The sequence below is a fragment of the Mesorhizobium sp. B2-3-13 genome (assembly GCF_006442195.1).
Lineage (GTDB): Bacteria > Pseudomonadota > Alphaproteobacteria > Rhizobiales > Rhizobiaceae > Mesorhizobium > Mesorhizobium salmacidum.
The window spans coordinates 73,990-92,733 of the sequence record NZ_VFVQ01000008.1; the positions used below are offsets into that span (position 1 = coordinate 73,990).

The following is an 18,744-nucleotide window of genomic DNA, read 5'->3' on the forward strand; positions in this document are numbered from 1 at the left end:
TCCTACCTGGCCCGTTGATAGCGAATATAGAACAGCGTCAGGCCGAGAGAGATCAGCAGGATTACCACAGCGCTCGCCGACGCCTGGGACAGGTTGTAGCTCGAAAACGCAAGCTTGTAGGTGTAAGTGCTGAGGACCTCGGTCGCGTATATCGGCCCGCCGCCCGTGGTTATCCAGATCAACGGGAAGACCTGCATGGTCCAGATGAAGTCGAGCAGCGAGATGCTGATGATGATCGGCATCAGTTGCGGGATGGTGATGAAGATCAGCTTCTGGTAGGCCTTCGCCCCATCGATATCGGCGGCCTCGTAGAAATCCTTGGGAATGCCTTGCAGACCCGCGAGCAGGCTGACCATGAAAAGCGGGTAGCCCGCCCAGATATTGGCGAAAGTGACGGCGTGCAGCGCGGTCTCGGGCGAGGAAAACCACTCGATCTTGGAACCGATGATGCCCATCTGCATGAGAATGCTGTTCACGACACCGTTCGGCTCAAGCAAGAGACGCCAGATCACGGCTATGATCACCGCGGTGAACAGCCAAGGCAGTATGTAGAGTACGCGCAGCACATTGCGCAGCGTCGGATTGATGCGGTCGCTGTTCAGCATGAGTGCGAAGACCATGCCGATGGTCATATGGAAAACGACACTCATGCATGTGAAATAGAGCGTATGCCACAGCGAAGCCCAGAACACGGGATCGTCAAAGATCGCCTGATAGTGCTTTAGCCCGGCAAAGGATGGATCACGACGCAGCACCGCGCTGTTCTGAAAGGAATAGGCAATCACCGTGACCATCGGCAACAGCATCAGGAGCCCGACTATGAGCAGCGAGGGCGACAGATAGAGATAGGGCGCCATAGCTCGTTTGAGCTTGTGATGGGAGCGCTTCTGCCGGGTCATGGTGGCAACCTCGCGACAAGAGAAAAGAACTTCAAATACCATTCAGGTTCGTCATCTGCCGGTTGGCCCGCCTAATGGCAGGCCAACCGATAAGTGGGCCGCGAGAGCGGAGCACGCCGATCAGAATTTCGCCATCCAGCCCTTTTGCGCGGCAGCGGCTGCCTCTTCCGGCTTTTGCTCACCGGCAAGCATCTTTTGAGCCTGCACGTCGAACTGGGTCATCAGGTCTTCAGCCACCGGCAGGCCCGTGAACTCGTTGGCGAGATAGCCGGTCTTGAAGATCTCGAAAGCCTTGCCGAAAGCCTTGTCAGACGTCACGAAGTCAGGCTTGGCGTTGACGTTACCCGGGAAGGCGTTTGCAAGCGAAACGAGCTTGGCGTTCACCTTTTCGCTCATCAAGTACTGGACGAGTTTCCAGGCCTCCTCCTGATGTTTCGAGGCCGCGGAGATACCGATGCCCCAGGAGGCATAGGGAAGGCCGCGCTTTCCGGTATAGTTTTCCACGACCGGGACCGGGATGAGGTCGAAGTTCAGCTTGGGATTGCGCTTGCGGATAAGGTTCACATGCGCAAGCGAGTCGATCATCATCCCGACGCGGTCGTTGACGAATTCCTCGACCTTTTCCTGCTCGGTCTTGGTGGCGATGCCGGGCGAGATGGTGCCGGCGTCGTTGAGTGATTTGACGAAGGTGAGCATATCCACCACCGGTTTGCCCTCGAGGTCAGGCTTGCCGTTCGCCATCATCGACTGACCCGAAGCCCAGACCCACGACATCATGTCGTTCTGGACACCGGACGGCGTTTGCAGCGACAGCGGCAGCACCCAGCCGTACTGGTTCTTGTCGGCGTGCGTCATCTTCTTGGCGGCTTCGAGAAATTCCGCTCGGGTCGACGGCAGCTTGGTCACGCCTGCCTGGGCGGCAAGGTCCAAATTCACGAAGACCGGATAGACGAACGAAGCGACCGGGAACATCACCGCCTTGCCGTCCACCTTGATGATATCCGCGACCTGGCTCTTGTCGAAGCCGCTTGCGTCCATCATCGGGTTCATGTCGGCCAGCGCGTTCTGCGCGTTCAGATTGTTTACCCAGGCGCCGTCGAGGCCGACGACGTCGCTGAGCGTTCCGGTTGCCGCACCAACCGAGATCTGGTCTCGCGTGGTCGCGTAGGGGCCGCTTACCAGCGTCACCTTGATTCCGGGGTTCGCGGCCTCGAAGTCATCCATGATCGCCCTGAGAGAGCCAGCCGGCAATTCGGGCTCCCACCATTGGGTGAATTCCAGCGTCGTGTCCGCCATGGCGCCGGTTGCGCCAAGCAACCATGCGGCCGCGGCTATTTTCAGCATCGCGGGTTTTATACGGAACGTCATATTCTCCTCCTTCTCTGGGGATCGACCGCACAATGCCGCCGATCGTCTGGTTATTCGGAAGTCTTCTTACGCAGACGCCTCGCCCTCGCCTGCGGGCCTTGCCACGGATCTTCAGATCGCCAGATGCGTCTCGGGATCGAAGAAATGCAGCTTGACGTCATCCAGAGCCAACTGGATTTCCGAGCCGGAGCGGACTGTGCTGACCGGTTCGAATTTCGCCACCGCGTTCGACGCCCGGCCGAAATCCTCCACCGCGTCCGGGTCGCCGGAGTCCACCCGGACCGCATCGATGTTCAGATGGACGATGTGCTCGGACCCGAGTTCTTCGATCGAGGTCACCTTTGCCGGTATCGTCTGGTACTTGCGGCCGGATTCGAGGCTGCTGTCATAGAGATGCTCCGGTCGGATCCCGAACACGACCTTGCGTCCCGCATAGGATCTCAAGGCCGGCCGGCGGATGAAGGCCTCATCCTGCAGCCGGACGGCGAAGCTACCGGAAATCAGGTCGTCGCCCGTCAGGGTCGCCTCGAAAAGGTTCATCGAAGGAGAACCGATGAAGCCGGCAACGAAGGCGTTCACCGGCGATTCATAGAGTCTCTTGGGGGTGTCGACCTGCTGCAGCACGCCGCCTTTCAACACCGCGACCCTGTCCCCCATCGTCATCGCTTCGGTTTGGTCGTGGGTCACATATATGGTCGTGACGCCGAGCTGCTTTTGCAGGCTGGTGATTTCGGCGCGCATCTGAACACGCAGTTTCGCGTCCAGATTGGAAAGGGGTTCGTCCATGAGAAAGGCGGCTGGCTCGCGCACCATGGCGCGACCCATGGCAACCCGTTGACGCTGTCCGCCTGAAAGGTTCGCGGGTTTACTGTCCAGCAGCGATGTCAGTTGAAGGGTTTTGGCGATCTCGTCCACACGCTTCTTGCGCTCGGCCTTCGGCTTGCCTGCCAGCCGCATCGAAAAGCCGATGTTTTCGAACACGGTCATATGCGGGTAGAGTGCGTAGCTCTGGAAGACCATCGCGATGTCGCGGTCCTTGGGCGGCATGTCGACGACGTCGATCCCGCCGATCCGAAGGCTGCCGCTGGTGATGTCCTCCAATCCCGCAATCATCCGCAACGCGGTGGATTTGCCGCAACCGGACGGCCCGACGAGAATCAAAAACTCACCGTCCTCGACCGATAGGTTCAAGTGATCGATCGCGTTGAAATTGTTCCCGTAGGTTTTGCAGATATTCTCAAGAATGACTTCTGCCATCCATCTTCCTCCCTCCACAAGTCTAATTCACCGCTTTTATAATTCTCCTCGGCTTGTGTTCACCTCGAAATACTTTCTGCGATAGCTCAGGTTCCAGTATCGAGCTGCGCATATTTCAGTTCGACTGCCGACGGCGCGTTCACCGATGCCAGGAATTCCATGACCTGATTGCCGGTCGGAAGCGCCTCGCGCCCGCCCCGCCCCGTTATCGAAAGGGCCGCCGCCGCGGCCGCGAATGCGACCCGGCGTGCGGTGTCGGCCCCGCGCTCCAATGCAAGGGCATAGGCGCCATGAAAGCAGTCACCGGCGCCGGTCGAATCGACGACGGTGACCCGATGCGGAGGCAGGTGCCAGAGCCCTGTCTCGTCGCGTCCGCGATAATAGACGCCCCTGCCGCCATCCGTCAGAACCACGGCGGACCGCGACGGCAACCATAAGGCATCGAGAATCTCGGCGGGCGATCGGCACCCCGTGGCAGCCCGCGCAAAGCCGAGGGGAAGAATGAGATGGTCGCACAGCGCGATCAATCTCTCGGTGGCTGGGCCGCTGCTCCATTCGATATCGCCGAGGATCGCAAGGCCGAGATCGCGAGCCCGAACCACGACATCCAGCGTCCGGATCGCGTAACTATCGACGATCAGGACTGTCGCGCGGCTGAGGACCTCGTCCGGAAAGTCCGGCGCGGTGCCCAGCATCGCTTCGTCGTCATACGCGATGAACCGCTCCCCATCCGACCCGACGGTGATCCGCGAGCGCACCGGGCGTGCGTGCGGGTGGCGCGGCGCGAATGCAGTTTCAACGCCGCTCGCAACGAGATCGCACAGCACGGCGTCGTCCGCGGCACTGCCCAGCCATCCGATGAACCCGGCGGTTCCGCCGAGCCGCGCGACGGCGGCAAGGGCCGTGGCGACATTTCCGCCGAAAGCTCGGGCGCTTTGCAGAACCTTCCCCTTGCCCGCCGACAACGGCTGATCGACATAGACGATGTCGTCGATCGCAATAGCTCCGAAGCCGAGGATTGAAGGGACGGTGGGCATCGTTCAGGCACCTGCCTTCGCCAGGGCATCTTGCGCCGAAAGGCCGTCATGGATGACGCCCCGAAAGGCAATCGCTGCCTTCTCCGGATCGCCATGCCCCCAGAGATTGCGGCCCACCACGGCACCGCGCGCGCCGGCACGGATGGCGTCCGCCGTCTGCTGAAGGGCGCCGAGCAGCGTATCGGTCTTCGGGCCACCCGCGATCACAACCGGCACCGGGCAGGTCCGAACGGTCTCTCGGAACGACTCGAAATCGCCCGTGTAACCGATCTTGATCACGTCGACGCCGGATTCGTAGCCGATGCGCGCCGCATAGGCGATCTCGTCGGGGGTGAAGACGATTTTTGCGCCGTCGGTGAAATCGCGAGGGTAGATATGCGCGACTACCGGCATGCCGTAGCGGGCCGCCGCATTCACCGAATCGGTCAGCCAGCGTATGTATTTGCCCTCGGTCGCGCCGCGTACCGGAATGGCCACGGCCAACGCATCGGCGCCAGCGCGCACCGCATCCTCGGGCGTTGCAATCAGTTCACTGATGCGATCGTCCGGGGTGAAGCAGCCGGCCTGGATCACCAGGGAAGCCTTGCCCGCGTATTGCGGCCACAGGTGGCGCGCGGTGCCTGGCTGAATGCTGACGTAGTCGGGTTTGCCCACCATGACGCGAGCGAGCGCGCCCGGCAGATCGGCAAGACCTCCTTTGCGCACGTCGCCATAGCCGACAAAGTGGTCGACCGCGCCGCCAAAAAGGTTTCCCGATGGATGCGAGAAGAGGCGCGCAAGGCGCACTTTGGTTCCTAGGCTCATGAGTGCAAAATGTCCCAATCGTTTGGTTTCAAAATCCTGGAACCAGTGTTTGCGAAAGAAACGATAAATGCAATCTTTCGAAAGCTTTCGAATTTGCGTATTTTTGGTAAGGTGAGCCGAGGCCAGGGCGGTTGCTCGGTGCATGGAGGCGAGGACAGGGCAATGTTGTCAGAGCAGAGACGCCAATCGATCCTGAGTGAGGTGCAACGTAGCGGACAGGTTCGCACGAAGGACTTGTCCGACGATTTTGGCGTGTCGGAAGTCACGGTGCGCTCCGACCTCGAGATACTGGACCGCAAGGGACTACTGACCAAGACCCGTGGAGGGGCGGTGACCCGGACCACGGATTCGACCACGGCCGCGTTCGCCCGGCGGATGCAAACGAACCTCGATGCGAAGAAACGCATCGCCCGGGCAGCGGTAGAGCTGTTCGAGGACAACCAATCGGTCATCTTCGACGGCGGCTCGACATTGATGCAAGTTGCCATGCAGTTACCGCCGCTCAACAACGTCGTGGTCGCGGCCACGGCGATGAATATCGTGCAGCATCTGATGCATCGGCCCGGGCTCGACGTACACATGATCGGTGGCCGGGTCTATCCGGACACGGTGAGTACGCTGATTACCGATGCCGACACGGCTCTCGGCGGCTTGGTGGCGCATCAGGTCTTTGTTGGCGCGCATGCGATCGACTCGTCACTGGATGTGGTCGACGTGAACGAAGACATGGCGCGAACGAAGCGAAACCTGGTGCGTATGGCACGGCGCGTTGTCCTCCTTGCGGATTCGAGCAAATGGGGCGTCAGCGGGACCTCCAAGGCATTTTCGCTGTCGAGCGTCCATGTGGTGATCACCGATGATAGCCTGCCCGGTCCAATACGCAGCCAGCTGGATAAGATTGGGGCCAAGGTGATCTATGCCTGAACCCGTCGCGGTCCCCTGGCCGCAACCGAAAGACCCGATGACCCACGGATTCGCATCGGCCGCCAGCCGTTTTTTCTGTCATTTTCTCCTCCCAAGGCTGGCAGCCTCCCGATGTCGCCAGCCATTTCCGCATGTTCTATAAAAATTTTACGCGCGTCAATATTTAAAATGTTGTATAGCGATTTTGAAAGCGATCCGGCACCATTGCGACGGATCGGGTAGCGGGACCGCATTGGGAGGGTACGACAGAAAATGCAGGCAAAATCACAGGCCAAACTCGGCATCGGCGTCATCGGATGCGGCAACATCTCGATGACTTACCTGCGCAACGCCGCGCTTTTCGGCGGCATCGAATTGCGCGCCTGCGCCGATATTTCGGCCGAGATGGCGGCGTTACGGGCCAAGGAATACGGCATTCGGGCACTCAGCGTCGATGCGCTGCTGGCCGACCCCGAGATCGACCTTGTCCTTAACCTCACCATTCCGGCGGCGCATTTCGACATTTCGTTCTCCGTCCTTTCGGCGGGAAAGCATGTCTTCACCGAAAAGCCGCTGGCAATCTCGGCCAGCGACGGGCGCCGGCTGGTGACCGAGGCGGCCAAGCGTGGCCTGCTGCTCGGCTCGGCTCCCGATACCTTCCTTGGTGCGGCCGGACGCAAAGCGCGCCGCCTGATGGACGAAGGCGCCATCGGGCGCCCGGTCACCGGCACCGCCTTCATGATGGGACGTGGCATGGAACACTGGCATCCCAATCCGCAATTCTACTATCAGCCGGGCGGCGGCCCCGTATTCGACATGGGACCCTACTATCTCACCACGCTGGTCAATCTGCTCGGGCCGGTCGCCCGCGTCATGGCGATGGCGACGAAGGGCCAGGAGGAACGGCTGATATCGGCCGAAGGGCCGTTCAAGAACACCAAATTCAAGGTCGGCACGCCGACCAATGTGCTGTCGCTGCTCGAATTCCGCTCCGGCGCGACCGTCACCTTCGGCGCATCATGGGACGTCTTCAGGCATTCCAACCATCCCATCGAACTGCACGGCACCGAGGGCTCATTGCGCCTGCCCGACCCGGACACGTTCGGCGGCACCGTATCGCTGTCGGAACGCGGCGCCGCCTGGAAGGACTTCGCCAGCGAAGGCGAACTCTACGGTGCCCGCAACTGGCCTTACGCAGCGCCCGACCGCGCCAATTACCGCATGCTCGGCGTCGCCGATCTGGTACGCTCGCTGCAGACCGGTGCGACACCCCGCGCTTCCGGCAATCTGGCCCTGCATGTGCTGGAGATCATGGAAGCGATCCTGCATTCGGGCGAGACGAAAAGCTCGGTTGCGATCACAGGTGACGTCGTCCAGCCGGCCCTGCTTAGCGAAGACGAGGCACGCGGCCTGCTCGCCTGACCTCCAGCGGAGATGACGATGACACTCGATCCGGATGCATTGCGTGCCCTCGAAATCGGTCGTGCCGCCGGCGGCGAACCGTTCGAGAATGGCAGCGTGGCGGCGGCACGGGCCGCCTATATCGCTTCCTTCCCAACTCAGCAGGGCGAGCACGAGCCGGTCGCGGCAACCGGACAGCAGCAGATCGACGGGCCGAACGGCCCGGTCACGATCCGCATCCATCGCGGTATCGGCGCGCCGCGGACCGGGGCGCGCGCCGTGCTTTACCTGCATGGCGGCGGCTGGGTCATCGGCAATCTCGATTCGCACGACGAAATCTGCCGCTGGCTGGCCAATATCGGCAACGCCGTCGTCGTCTGTCCCGATTACCGGCTGGCGCCGGAGCACACGTTTCCCGCCGGGCTGGAGGATTGCGCGGCGGCGCTCCGCTTCATGGCCGGGAACGCTGGCGAACTCGGCATCGACCCGACCCGCATTGCCGTTGCCGGCGATAGCGCCGGCGGCAATCTTGCCGCCGTTCTGGCGTTGCTTGCCCGCGACGGGCTGGCGCCGCCGCTTGCCGCCCAGATTCTGATCTATCCCAACACCGACGCCCGCCAGGCGGCGGACAGCTATCGGCGTTTCGGCGACGGCTTCGGACTCACCGCCGCCGCCATGGCCTGGTTCCGCGACCATTATGTGCGAACGCCGGACGACATCGCGGACTGGCGCGTATCGCCGCTGCTGGCCTCCAGCCTTGCCGGCGCGCCGCCCGCCTTCGTCGTGATCGCCGGCCACGACATCCTTGCCGACGAAGGCACGGCCTTTGCCGAGCGCCTGCGCACCGACGGAGTGCCCCTGGTGCTGCGACACTGGCCGGGTCAGATCCATGGCTTCGTCTCGATGGGTCGGCACATCCTGGCCGCGCGGCAAGCGGTGAGCGAGGCGGCGGCCTGGCTTCAGCGGCAGACGGGTGTTCAGGCCGACTGACGCATCACCAGGGTCGCACCAAGCTTGACGTTGCGCGCCAGATCCTGGCCGGGCGGGTCAGTCTCGTCCAAAAGCGCCAGCAGGATCTCGACGCTGCGACCGGCCATGGCGGCGAAGTCCTGCGCCATCGTGGTCAGCGCGGGACAGGTGTAGCGGCTCAGCGGATGATCGTCATGAGCGGCGACACGGAAATCGCAATCGGCGCGGCGGCCGATCTTCAGCCCGCGCGAAAAGGCAGCCGACATCACGCCGAAGGCGAGACGGTCATTGGCGCAGAGCAGCGTGCGGGCCGGCAGGCCGCCTTTCTCGAGCGTTCTGTCCATCCATTCGTGACCGATGCGCTCGAAATCCCAGCTATAGTCGCCCGCCGCCTTGAGAACGGTGGGCTCCAGGCCGGCGGCGTGCATCGTATCGATATAGCTCTGCAGCCGTTCGCTCGAATTGTGGTTGACGTGCGGGATGTCGACATAGACCGGCGGTTCGCCGGACCGGCAGAGATAATCCACGATCGTCGAGGTGCTCTGGTGGTTGTCATTGCCGACGAACGGCGTGTCGCCTTCGATATAGGTGTCGAAATAGACGATCGGGATGTCCTCGCTCATCCGCTCGAAGACGCCGGGCTCGGAGACCAATCCCAAGGGCGCGACGATGGCGCCGGCGACCTTCAGCGACATCAGCGTCCTGACCGATTCCGCCTCCAGCTTCGGCGAACCGTGCGAGGAGATGACGATCGGCCAAAACCCTTCGTCGCGGCAGCGCAGTTCGATGCGGCTGACCATCTCCGCGTAGAACGGATCTGTGATCGCCGGCACCACGATGCCGACATTGCGGGTGCGCTTGCGATTGAGATTGCGGGCAAAAACATTCGGCTGGTAGTCGGACGAACGAAGCGCCGCCTCGATGCGCGCTCGTGTCGCCGGCTTCACGCTGGCCGGATCGTCAAAGTACTTCGACAGGGTCGGCCGGGACACGCCGGACGCCCTGGCGAAATCATCCATTGTCCGGTGCGTCTTTTCCGCCATCGATATTTCAGGCTCCTTGCCCTCAATGCCAGCCTTCGCGCACCGGCCAGAATCAGTCTTGCGACCATTGCGCTGAGGCAGCATTGCTTGACCGAACTTATTCAGTCAAATTTCCATGTTTCCACTACAACGCAAAAGCATTGCGCACGTCAAATTATTTATTGACGCTTTAAAAATGGCAACTTAGGTTTTGAACCCGCACGGACATGCGGATAGCGCATGGCAATCGGACGCCGTTCGTCCGGCAGATGGTGAGGACATGAAGAAACTGGTTTGCGCCGGCGAGATCCTGGTCGAGATCATGGCCGAGCGGATCGGCCAGAGTTTTCGCGCTGCCGGCCCGCTGGTCGGTCCGTTTCCGTCAGGCGCTCCAGCCATCTTTATCGATCAGGCGGCGCGGCTCGGCCAGCCGGCCGGGCTGATCGCGGCGGTGGGCGACGACGATTTCGGCCATTTGAACATCGAGCGCCTGCGCGCCGACCGTGCCGACATCTCCGCCATCACCGTCCATCAGGGTGCTGCGACCGGAACCGCCTTCGTCACCTATGAGACCGATGGCAGCCGGCACTTCGTCTACAACATCAAGCAGAGCGCCGCCGGGCTGATCGAGATGGGCGCGGAAGCGCGCGCGCTGCTGGCCGGCGCCGACCATTTTCACGTCATGGGCACATCGCTGTTCTCGCCCGAAGTGATCGAGGTTGCCCGCAACGGGATCGAAGCCGTCAAGAGGCGCGGCGGCACGGTCTCCTTCGACCCCAACATCCGCAAGGAGATGCTGGATCTGCCGGGCATGCGCGACGCCTTGCATTTCGTGCTGTCGAAGACCGATGTGTTCCTGCCGAGCGGGCCGGAACTCTTCACCTTCGCCGAGGCAACCGACGAGGAGAGCGCGGCGCGCGAAATGCTGGACCGCGGCATCTCCACCGTGGTCGTCAAGAAGGGCGCGCAGGGCGCCGTTCACTACGACCGGTCAGGGCGCATCGCTTCACCCGGCTTCGTTGTCGACGAAATCGACCCGACCGGCGCCGGAGACTGTTTTGCGGCAGCCTTCGTCTCCTTCTGGCTGCGTGGAGAGGGACCCAAGAGAGCGCTGCGAATAGCCAATGGCTGCGGCGCGCTGGCGGTGACGAGGAAGGGACCGATGGAAGGCATCGCCTCGCTCGCCACCGTCGAGGCGTTCATCGCGACCGCCAGGACCGGAGCACCGGCATGAGCCAGGCGACCGACAGGCTAGCTAGCATCGCCACGCGCCGTGCGGCCGGCGAACGCTGTGGCATCGCCTCGATCTGCTCGGCCCATCCGCTGGTGATCGAAGCGGCGCTGCGCCACGGCAAGGCGCGCAACGCCGATGTGCTGATCGAGGCCACCTGCAACCAGGTCAACCACGAAGGCGGCTATACCGGCATGACACCAGGCGATTTCCGCCGCTTCGTCGAGGCCATCGCCGGCAAGGCCGGCTTTCCCCTGGACAGGCTGGTGCTCGGCGGCGATCATCTCGGCCCCAATCCCTGGAAGCACCTGCCGGCGCCTGAAGCCATGGAGAAGGCATCGCGCATGGTGGATGCCTATGCCGAGGCCGGCTTCACCAAGATCCACCTCGACGCCAGCATGGGCTGCGCCGGCGAAGGCGCGGCACCGCCCGACGCCACGATCGCCGCGCGCGCCGCCCAACTGGCCGAGGTGGCGGAGGCCGCAATTGAACGAACAGGCGGCGCCAGGCCTGTCTATGTCATCGGCACTGAAGTGCCGGTGCCGGGCGGCGCCCTGGAAGCGATGGACCATCTGGCGGTGACGACACCGGAGGCGGCCCGCGAGACGGTGCGCATCCACCGCGATGCCTTCAGCCAGCGCGGCCTCGACCAGGCCTTCTCGCGGGCGATCGGCGTCGTCGTGCAGCCGGGCGCGGAATTCGGCAATGCGGAGGTGGTCGCCTACCGGCCGGAACGCGCCCGGGCGCTCGCCGGCACGCTGCGCGACCTGCCGCAATTCGTCTTCGAGGCCCACTCGACCGACTACCAGCCGGTCGCCGCGCTGAGCGCTTTGGTCGATGACGGTTTTGCCATCCTCAAGGTCGGGCCATGGCTGACCTTCGCGCTGCGCGAAGCGCTCTACGGTTTGAGCCACATCGCTGACATTCTTGCTCCAGACCCGGCTCGGGAAAGCCTGCCGGCGGCGATGGAGCGCGTCATGCTGGCAGCGCCCGACAACTGGAAGAATTACCATCACGGCTCCGAGGCCGAGCAGTGGATCGAGCGACATTTCTCCTACAGCGACCGTATCCGCTACTACTGGCCGGCGCAGGCGGCGCGGCAGGCCGTGAACGCGCTGATGCAGGCGCTGGGCGAGCGCGACATCCCCTCACCCCTGATCAGCCAGTTTCTCGGCCGTCTCGACGGCGCGGTGGCGAGCGGGTCCGTCGCGCCAAAGGCCAGGGAACTCCTCATCGCAGGCGTGACGGATGTTCTCAACATCTATGCCAGAGCAACTGGCTGATCGACCCTGACCACGCCTCGGCGTTGCACCTGGAAAAACCAATGACGTGCGGCGCCAGCTTTTCCGGCGTGTCGGTGTAGTGCCGGACGGCAGTCCACCGGGAAAGCGCCGGCAGCGCCTTCCCGGACGCAAGCTTATTCGCCGCGCATCGTCGCCTGGAAGGTCGGCAGGTGTTTCTTCTGCGCTTCCAGCATGCGTTCGCGGTAGACACCGTAGATGACGTCGGTATCATGCAACGTCACGCCGGCGATCGTCGGCGAGGCGAAGACCGGCAGTTCGATGCCGCGCTTGGCGAGTTGCTCGGCCGTGCGCGCGATCAACTCGTGCGCCAGGATCATGGCGAGCACCGTCGATGAGCCCGACACCGGACGGCTCCAACCTTCGACCGGTACGATGGCGTCCTCGATCGGCGAGCAGGTATCGATGACGAGATCCGCCGCGTCGGCCAGCCGCTTGCCGGAGGAATGCGTCGCCGGCTTGTCGAGATTGTTCTTGCTGGTCACCGCGACGACGAAGATGCCGCGCTTCCTGGCATAGAGAGCGGTGTCGATGCCGGACGAATTGCGGCCGCTGTGGCCGAAGATGATGATCGAATCGCCCTTGTTGAGCGGCTGGTGGTCGAGGAATTTCTCGGCATACTTTTCAGTTCGCTCCAGCCACAGAAGCTCGCGCACCCCGCCGGCGCCGAGCACGTTGTGCCACATAACGCGCGGGTCGGTCAGCGGATTGAAGCCGACATAGCTGCCGTAGCGCGGGAACACTTCCTGCACAGGCAGCACCGAATGGCCCGAACCGTAGAGATGGACCAGCCCGCCGCCTTCCAACGAGTCGGCAAAGCGGCTGGCGGCCTGGCTGAAGGCCTCTTCATTGGTTTTCGCTGCCTTGTCGATGAGAGCGGCGAGACGGTGGATGTAGAGATCGGACACGTGGGTACTCCTGTTTAAAGGTCTGCTCGGGAGGGTGGATCAGCTTCGCGGATTGGACGGGACGCGCCCGGCGCGCAGCGTCGAGCGGATTTCGTAGCGGTCGCCGCGCATGATGGAGACGGTGAATTCGAACGGGCCGCGCTCGTCGGTGGTGATGCGCTCGACGATGAAGGCGGGGCTGCCGGCGGGCAGGTCAAGCAGTTCGGCATCCGCCGCCCCAACCGCGCCGACGCGGTAATTTTCCCGCGCGGCCGCCGGCACAATGCCGTAGTGACGCTCCAGCGCCTCGTAGAGCGAACCCTGCAGCAGGCCGGCGTCGAGGAAGCCCGGCACGCGCGCGGCCGAAAGCTGCGCCGTCTGGATGCCGATCGGCTCGCTGTTGCCCAACCTGAGACGCCGGATGCGCACCACCGGATCGCCCTCCTCGATCTCCAGCGCGCCGGCGGCCGCCGCATTGGCTGATGTCAGACCGCAGTCGAGCAGGCGCGAGCCGGCGACCACACCCATATTCCCCATTTCCTGGGTGAAGCTGGTCAGCTCGCGGGTGCCTGCCACCAGCGTGGTGGAGCGCACGAAGGTGCCGCGGCCATGCTCGCGCCTGAGCAGGCCGCCTTCCTCCAGATTGCGCAGGGCGTGGCGCAAAGTGATGCGGCTGACACCGAACAGGGCACACAGCCGGTCTTCGGCCGGGATCTGGTCGCCGGTCGCCCATTCGCCGCTCTTGACGATGGCGCGGATCGCCTCCTCGACCTGATACCAGAGCGGCTCCGGCCGTCTGCGGTCCGGCTGCTGAAAACTCGCTTGGCTCATCGCACCTGTCTCCACTCTTTCCCCGCGCGACCAGCCAATGCCGCGCCGATAAGGCCGGCGCCCGGGCCGAACCGGCCGGACCGAACCTCGATGCCACGCAGATGCGACGGCAACTGGCGCCGCAGCGCGGCAAGCAGCGGTGGTCGGATCACGTCCAGCGCCTCGGCCAGTCCTCCCGAAATCAGAACCGCCTGCGGATCGAGCAGCGCCACAGCGCCGGCAAGCGCGGTGCCGAGCCGCCGCGCCGGCACTTCCAGCAAGGTCTGCGCGGCGAGTTCCCCGCTTTGGGCGGCGGCGATCAGCTGGCGGCCATCGGCGAGGCCAATCTGGGCGGCAAGCGCATCGAGTGCCCGGCCCGAGGCGACGCGCTCCAGCCAGCCACTGCGCTCCTCGCCATGATCCTTGATGTCGGCGCAGGCCCAGCCGAACGAACAGGCGCCGCCATGCGCGCCGGCAACTATGCGGCCGTTGGCCAGCACCGCCGAGCCGATGCCGGTGCCGATGGCGAGCAGGATCGCATCCGACATGCCCTTGGCCGCGCCCTCGACGACTTCCGCCAACAGCGCGATCTGCGCGTCGTTGCCGAGCGCCACGGGCAGGCCTGGAAACAAGGCCTGGATGTCGACGCCGTCGAGAAACGGCAGGTTCGGGATCCAGCGGCAGACGGCACCTTCGACCAGCCCGGGCACCGCGATGCCGAACGCCTCGATCGCCCCAGCCTCGGCGCGCAGGGCCCGGACGCGGGCGACGAACGCATCAAGACTGGCCGGCGCCGGCTCGCGGCTCGGCATGTCCAGCGCACCGATGTCGCCGGTGAAGACGGCGGCGCGCAGATTGGTGCCGCCGAGATCGATGGCCAGGACCCGCGTCATCGGCCAGGCCCTTTGCCGAACGGCGGCGCGAACAGGCCGCTGCCGGCATTCCACGAATGCGACGCCGCCGCGAAGCCTTGTGCGTAACGCGTACCGCGCAGGCAGCCGCGCAGCCGGTAGAGCGCGCTGTAGTAATCTACATAGGGAAAGCTGCTGAGGCCCCGGGCCAGCTCGTATTCCTCGACCGCCTCGCTCCAGGCCTCGAAGCCATCGCTGACATCGACGAGATGCTCGGGCCGAAAACCGTCATCGTCCTCCCAGTTCTCGCCGAACAGGAGCAGTTGCGGCGTGTGCGCCGCGTGGTCGCTGGCAACGGTCGGCAGGGCGGCGTAGAAGATGCCGGTCTGCGTCAGATGCGCGGCGGCGCGATGGTCCTTGTGCCAGCTGCCGTGCCAATGGGTAATGACGATCTCGGGTTTGAGTTCGCGAATGACGTCGCATACCTCGAGCGCCGTCTCGTCGTCCGACGGCAGGAAGGCGTCGCGCAGGCCGAGGCTGCGCACCTTGACACCAAGCCGCTCAGCCGCCCTGCCCGCTTCCTCTTCTTTCTGCACGCAATAATGTGCGGGGATGAGACAGGGATGCCCCTGCTCGCCCATGGTCAGGTGCAGGAAGGTCACCGTGGCACCGCGCTTGACGGCGGCGGCGGCCAGCGGCCCGGCGATCACCTCGGCATCGAAGGCGTGCGCGCCGACAACGAGGATGGAGCTTGCGGCGTAGATCCTGTCCTCGATCATTTCATGCCTCCCCCGGCGCCGACGCCCTCGCGAATCTGGCGGGCGAGCAGACAATACATGATCAGGATGGGCGCCATGGAGATCGCCAGCGAGGCGAACACCAGGCCCCAGTCGGTGCGGAACTGGCCGACGAAGACGCTGATCGCCAGCGGCACAGTCTTGTAGCGGTCGTCGAAAATGAAGATCAGCGGGAAGAAGAAGTCGTTCCACACAGCGATCGCCGTGAAGATGGCGACGATCGAGACCGCCGGCTTCACCATCGGCAGGATGATCTGGAACAGGATGCGGACCTCGCCGGCGCCGTCCATGCGCGCCGCCTCATCGAGTTCGGAGGGCAGCACGCGCATGAAGTTGGCGAAGATGAAGACGGCGAAGGGAATGCGGATCGCCGAATAGACGAGGATCAGGCCCGTCAGGGAGTCCAACAGGCCGAGGTTGCGCATCAAGGTGAACAACTCGACAGAGGCCAATCTGATCGGCAGCATGATGCCCGACAGGAACAGGCCGAGCATGATGGCGTTCCAGCCGAGCTTGTAGCGGCTGAGCGGATAGGCAGCCATCGCCGAGACGACGATGGTGAGAATGACCGCGCCGGCGGTGACGATCAGGCTGTTGATGAAATTGTGGCCGAGATCGGCGCGCGTCCACGCCCGGACGAAATTGTCGAAAGCCCAACTTTGCGGCAGGCCGAGCCTGTTGTCGTAGATTTCGGCCGTGGTCTTGAAGCAGGAGACGACGAGAATGTAGAGCGGCAGCAGAACCGCCGCTGTCCAAATGGCCAGCACGGTCCAACCCGGCAGCCGCGCCAGTCTTGGCGGAAACGTCCTGTACGGGATCGCCGGCACGCTCATAGCTGCACCGTGCGGCGATCGAAGAAGCGCAGCATCAGCAGCGTGCCGATGCTGAGGATCAGGAACAGCACGGTGCCCAAGGCCAGCGCCAGACCTATATCAGTGATACCGACAGCGCCCTCGGCGCCGAAGGCCAGCCGGTAGAAATAGGTCACCAGCGTGTCGGTCGAATAGCTCGGATTGCCCTGCACGCCTTGCATCACATAGACGATGTCGAACTGGTTGAAGGTGTTGATGAAGGACAGCGTCGTCAGCGTGCCGAGCGCCGGCATCAAAAGCGGCAGCGCGACGGAAAACAGCATGCGCGCATTGCCGGCGCCGTCGAGCTTCGCCGCCTCGAAGATCTGGCCGGCAATCTGCCGCAGGCCCGCCGTGTAGATCAGCACCGGCAGGCCCATCCAGTTCCAGGCGTCGACGGCGATCAGCATTCCAAGCGCGGTGTGGCTGTTGCCGAGCACGGTGAGGCTGCCTTGATGGAGGCCGAGCCCGTTCAGCGCCCATTCGACGACGCCGCCCGGCGCCAGAAGCAGGCGCCACAGCGCCCCGACGATGACGGGGCTCAGAACCGCCGGAAAGAAAAACACCGACTGGAAGAAGGCCGCTCCCCTGTCGCGCAGGAACAGCAGCCAGGCGAACAAAAGGCCGATGCCATTCTGGAAGAGCATGATGCCGAAAAACCAGGCGGTATTGTGCCACAGCGCGCCATAGAGCCGCGCACCGCTGGGAAAGACAAACAGGCGCGAAAAATTCGACAGGCCGGCGAATTCGACCATGCGCATGCCCTTCCAGATGAAGAAGCTGCCCCACAGCGACATCGCCAGCGGATAGAGGACGAAGAGCGTGTAGACGGCCAGCGCCGGCAAGATGAAAAGCACGGCCATGCGCTGCTGCGTGCGTTTCAGGCTGCTTGGGCGGTGAAAATTGGTCATGCGTTGTTCTGTCCGGCGAGAGGCCGGCCGCGATGCGACCGGCCTGGCTCCTCACTGCTTCGGCTTGAACCAGGTGGCGACGGCGGCCTGCATATCGGCGGCCAGCTTCTCCGGCGCGATGTTGCCCTCGACCATGTCGATGATCTCCGACTGCAACACAGAGGACGCCGTCGGCGACTGCCAGCGGAAGCCGACCAGCGTCAGATACGGCGTCGAGTTCTTCGACATTTCCATCATCTGCGCCAGCACCGGATCCTTCACGGTGACGTCGGTGCGGGCCGGCGGCCAACCGAGCTCATCGGCGAACATCTGCGCGAATTCGGCCGAAGCCATGAAGCCCAGCACCTTGGTCGCGGCCTCCTTGTTTTGACTCTCGGAGACGAGACCATAGGAGCCGTCCGAGAAGGCCGACGTGTAGAGCTTTGCCCCGGCATCGTCGGCTGGGAACGGGAAGATCGAGAATTTCAGCTTCGGGTTCTGCGCCTTAAAGCTGCCGTTCTCAAAGGACCCACCGAGGAACATCGCCGCCTTGCCGCCGATGAACTGCTGCGTGGCCGTGGTGTAGTCGATGCCGGCGAAGCCGTCCGAGAAATAGGGCTTCAGCTCGGCGAAGCGCTTCAGCGCCGCGACATAGCGCGGATCGTCGAAGGTCGCCTTGCCGGTCATCATCTCGTCGTAGAAATCAGGGCCGTAGACGGTCGGGCCAATGACGCCGACGCCGATCTCCAGCTCCCAAGCGGAGCCATTGGCGCCGCCGGTTGCGATCGGGGTAATGCCGGCCGCCTTCAGCTTGCCGCAGGCGGCGACGAAATCCTTGTAGGTCTTGGGGATCTCGATGCCTTGCGCGGCAAAGATATCCTGATTGTAGAACACGCCCATCATCGGCACCGAATAAGGCACGCCGTAGAGCTTGCCGTCGGTGCGGCCGCGCGCGCCGCCAAGGGCGGCATCCGGCATGTTCTTCAATTCCGGCACGCTGTCGTCGAGCGCGTCGAGATAGCCGGCATCGACGAAGGGCTGCAACTCGCCATAGGCTTTTAGCTGGGCGATATCGGGCCCGCGACCACCGCGCAGCGCGGTGCTCAGCCGGTTCTGGTAATCGGCGTCCGGCGTGAACTGAATGTCGACCTTGATGCCCGGGTTCTTGGCCTCGAAGGCATCGAAGATGCGACGCATCGCGGCCTCGTCCTCGGTTCGCCAACTCCACAGCGTCACCGTGCTGTCGGCCCACGCCGGCAGGGTGACGAAGGTACCCGCGCAAGCGGCGGCAAGGCCGCCGATCAGCCCAAGCGCGGCGCGCCGATGAATTGAAAGCATGCTCATTGCCAGTTCTCCCGTTTTTCCCTGTCCTTGGCGTCTCGCGGCGCTTCAATGCCGCAGTCATTATAACGACATAGCGTTGTTCGCAAGAGGTGTCATTTTCCCTCAGGGCAGAATCGTCGAGT

18 protein-coding genes are annotated in these 18,744 nt (G+C 63.6%); 5 read left to right on the plus strand and 13 right to left on the minus strand.

Annotated elements, in window-relative coordinates:
- Window positions 1–2 precede the first annotated feature (2 nt).
- The 5 genes from FJ941_RS11710 to FJ941_RS11730 all read right to left on the minus strand — a co-directional run bounded on the left by FJ941_RS11710 (window position 3) and on the right by FJ941_RS11730 (window position 5,365).
- A complete protein-coding gene (locus tag FJ941_RS11710; RefSeq protein ID WP_140505642.1) occupies window positions 3–899 on the minus strand; it encodes a sugar ABC transporter permease in 897 nt (298 codons plus the stop codon).
- Between the two features lie 120 nt (window positions 900–1,019).
- Window positions 1,020–2,267 carry a sugar ABC transporter substrate-binding protein gene (locus FJ941_RS11715; RefSeq protein ID WP_140505644.1) on the minus strand — a complete coding sequence of 416 codons (1,248 nt, stop codon included), beginning with the start codon at window positions 2,265–2,267 and terminating at the stop codon, window positions 1,020–1,022.
- 111 nt (window positions 2,268–2,378) lie between these two features.
- Window positions 2,379–3,524 (minus strand): ABC transporter ATP-binding protein, encoded by a 1,146-nt coding sequence (locus FJ941_RS11720; RefSeq protein WP_140505646.1) that lies wholly within the window; start codon window positions 3,522–3,524, stop codon window positions 2,379–2,381.
- 86 nt (window positions 3,525–3,610) lie between these two features.
- On the minus strand, window positions 3,611–4,561 hold the full coding sequence (locus FJ941_RS11725) for a PfkB family carbohydrate kinase (RefSeq protein WP_140505648.1): 951 nt from the start codon (window positions 4,559–4,561) through the stop codon (window positions 3,611–3,613).
- Between the two features lie 3 nt (window positions 4,562–4,564).
- The gene (locus FJ941_RS11730; protein WP_023756676.1) at window positions 4,565–5,365 is read right to left on the minus strand and encodes a class I fructose-bisphosphate aldolase; all 801 of its coding nucleotides are present in this window, start codon (window positions 5,363–5,365) and stop codon (window positions 4,565–4,567) included.
- 162 nt (window positions 5,366–5,527) lie between these two features.
- Here FJ941_RS11730 and FJ941_RS11735 point away from each other — a divergent pair, with 162 nt between their 5' ends.
- From FJ941_RS11735 to FJ941_RS11745, 3 genes are all read left to right on the plus strand, one after another.
- The gene (locus FJ941_RS11735) at window positions 5,528–6,289 is read left to right on the plus strand and encodes a DeoR/GlpR family DNA-binding transcription regulator (protein ID WP_140505650.1); all 762 of its coding nucleotides are present in this window, start codon (window positions 5,528–5,530) and stop codon (window positions 6,287–6,289) included.
- A gap of 252 nt (window positions 6,290–6,541) precedes the next feature.
- Window positions 6,542–7,690: a Gfo/Idh/MocA family oxidoreductase gene (locus FJ941_RS11740; RefSeq protein ID WP_140505652.1), complete on the plus strand. Its 1,149-nt coding sequence runs from the start codon at window positions 6,542–6,544 to the stop codon at window positions 7,688–7,690.
- An 18-nt stretch (window positions 7,691–7,708) separates the two neighbouring features.
- On the plus strand, window positions 7,709–8,659 hold the full coding sequence (locus FJ941_RS11745) for an alpha/beta hydrolase (protein WP_140505655.1): 951 nt from the start codon (window positions 7,709–7,711) through the stop codon (window positions 8,657–8,659).
- Here FJ941_RS11745 and FJ941_RS11750 read toward each other — a convergent pair.
- On the minus strand, window positions 8,647–9,681 hold the full coding sequence (locus tag FJ941_RS11750; RefSeq protein WP_140505657.1) for a LacI family DNA-binding transcriptional regulator: 1,035 nt from the start codon (window positions 9,679–9,681) through the stop codon (window positions 8,647–8,649). The two genes, FJ941_RS11745 and FJ941_RS11750, sit on opposite strands and share 13 nt — an antisense overlap.
- Window positions 9,682–9,940: 259 nt before the next feature.
- On the opposite strand from FJ941_RS11750, the gene FJ941_RS11755 reads away from it, so the two are divergent.
- Both FJ941_RS11755 and FJ941_RS11760 read left to right on the plus strand, forming a co-directional pair.
- On the plus strand, window positions 9,941–10,894 hold the full coding sequence (locus FJ941_RS11755; protein ID WP_140505659.1) for a sugar kinase: 954 nt from the start codon (window positions 9,941–9,943) through the stop codon (window positions 10,892–10,894).
- The gene (locus FJ941_RS11760; RefSeq protein ID WP_140505661.1) at window positions 10,891–12,174 is read left to right on the plus strand and encodes a D-tagatose-bisphosphate aldolase, class II, non-catalytic subunit; all 1,284 of its coding nucleotides are present in this window, start codon (window positions 10,891–10,893) and stop codon (window positions 12,172–12,174) included. The genes FJ941_RS11755 and FJ941_RS11760 overlap by 4 nt, the downstream gene beginning before the upstream one ends.
- Window positions 12,175–12,308: 134 nt before the next feature.
- On the opposite strand, the gene FJ941_RS11765 is transcribed toward FJ941_RS11760, so the two are convergent.
- From FJ941_RS11765 to FJ941_RS11795, 7 genes are read right to left on the minus strand one after another with little or no spacing between them, the layout of a single operon-like run.
- Complete coding sequence (locus FJ941_RS11765) at window positions 12,309–13,100, minus strand: SIS domain-containing protein (protein WP_140505663.1); 792 nt, start codon at window positions 13,098–13,100, stop codon at window positions 12,309–12,311.
- Window positions 13,101–13,139: 39 nt separating this feature from the next.
- A complete protein-coding gene (locus FJ941_RS11770) occupies window positions 13,140–13,910 on the minus strand; it encodes a GntR family transcriptional regulator (protein ID WP_140505665.1) in 771 nt (256 codons plus the stop codon).
- Window positions 13,907–14,782: an ROK family protein gene (locus FJ941_RS11775; protein ID WP_140505667.1), complete on the minus strand. Its 876-nt coding sequence runs from the start codon at window positions 14,780–14,782 to the stop codon at window positions 13,907–13,909. Before FJ941_RS11775 ends, FJ941_RS11770 begins: the two co-directional genes overlap by 4 nt.
- Window positions 14,779–15,519, minus strand: a complete 741-nt coding sequence (locus FJ941_RS11780; protein ID WP_140505669.1) for a PIG-L family deacetylase — start codon at window positions 15,517–15,519, stop codon at window positions 14,779–14,781. The genes FJ941_RS11775 and FJ941_RS11780 overlap by 4 nt, the downstream gene beginning before the upstream one ends.
- Window positions 15,516–16,370 (minus strand): carbohydrate ABC transporter permease, encoded by an 855-nt coding sequence (locus FJ941_RS11785; RefSeq protein ID WP_140505671.1) that lies wholly within the window; start codon window positions 16,368–16,370, stop codon window positions 15,516–15,518. The genes FJ941_RS11780 and FJ941_RS11785 overlap by 4 nt, the downstream gene beginning before the upstream one ends.
- Window positions 16,367–17,299 (minus strand): sugar ABC transporter permease, encoded by a 933-nt coding sequence (locus FJ941_RS11790; protein ID WP_140505673.1) that lies wholly within the window; start codon window positions 17,297–17,299, stop codon window positions 16,367–16,369. The genes FJ941_RS11785 and FJ941_RS11790 overlap by 4 nt, the downstream gene beginning before the upstream one ends.
- Before the next feature lie 51 nt (window positions 17,300–17,350).
- A complete protein-coding gene (locus tag FJ941_RS11795) occupies window positions 17,351–18,622 on the minus strand; it encodes an extracellular solute-binding protein (protein WP_140505675.1) in 1,272 nt (423 codons plus the stop codon).
- Window positions 18,623–18,744 lie beyond the last annotated feature (122 nt).

Coding starts and splice junctions, on each gene's coding strand:
- FJ941_RS11710 (WP_140505642.1), bottom strand. CDS start 899: ATGACCCGGCAGAAGCGCTCCCATCACAAGCTCAAACGAGCTATGGCG.
- FJ941_RS11715 (WP_140505644.1), bottom strand. CDS start 2,267: ATGACGTTCCGTATAAAACCCGCGATGCTGAAAATAGCCGCGGCCGCA.
- FJ941_RS11720 (WP_140505646.1), bottom strand. CDS start 3,524: ATGGCAGAAGTCATTCTTGAGAATATCTGCAAAACCTACGGGAACAAT.
- FJ941_RS11725 (WP_140505648.1), bottom strand. CDS start 4,561: ATGCCCACCGTCCCTTCAATCCTCGGCTTCGGAGCTATTGCGATCGAC.
- FJ941_RS11730 (WP_023756676.1), bottom strand. CDS start 5,365: ATGAGCCTAGGAACCAAAGTGCGCCTTGCGCGCCTCTTCTCGCATCCA.
- FJ941_RS11735 (WP_140505650.1), top strand. CDS start 5,528: ATGTTGTCAGAGCAGAGACGCCAATCGATCCTGAGTGAGGTGCAACGT.
- FJ941_RS11740 (WP_140505652.1), top strand. CDS start 6,542: ATGCAGGCAAAATCACAGGCCAAACTCGGCATCGGCGTCATCGGATGC.
- FJ941_RS11745 (WP_140505655.1), top strand. CDS start 7,709: ATGACACTCGATCCGGATGCATTGCGTGCCCTCGAAATCGGTCGTGCC.
- FJ941_RS11750 (WP_140505657.1), bottom strand. CDS start 9,681: ATGGCGGAAAAGACGCACCGGACAATGGATGATTTCGCCAGGGCGTCC.
- FJ941_RS11755 (WP_140505659.1), top strand. CDS start 9,941: ATGAAGAAACTGGTTTGCGCCGGCGAGATCCTGGTCGAGATCATGGCC.
- FJ941_RS11760 (WP_140505661.1), top strand. CDS start 10,891: ATGAGCCAGGCGACCGACAGGCTAGCTAGCATCGCCACGCGCCGTGCG.
- FJ941_RS11770 (WP_140505665.1), bottom strand. CDS start 13,910: ATGAGCCAAGCGAGTTTTCAGCAGCCGGACCGCAGACGGCCGGAGCCG.
- FJ941_RS11775 (WP_140505667.1), bottom strand. CDS start 14,782: ATGACGCGGGTCCTGGCCATCGATCTCGGCGGCACCAATCTGCGCGCC.
- FJ941_RS11780 (WP_140505669.1), bottom strand. CDS start 15,519: ATGATCGAGGACAGGATCTACGCCGCAAGCTCCATCCTCGTTGTCGGC.
- FJ941_RS11785 (WP_140505671.1), bottom strand. CDS start 16,370: ATGAGCGTGCCGGCGATCCCGTACAGGACGTTTCCGCCAAGACTGGCG.
- FJ941_RS11790 (WP_140505673.1), bottom strand. CDS start 17,299: ATGACCAATTTTCACCGCCCAAGCAGCCTGAAACGCACGCAGCAGCGC.
- FJ941_RS11795 (WP_140505675.1), bottom strand. CDS start 18,622: ATGAGCATGCTTTCAATTCATCGGCGCGCCGCGCTTGGGCTGATCGGC.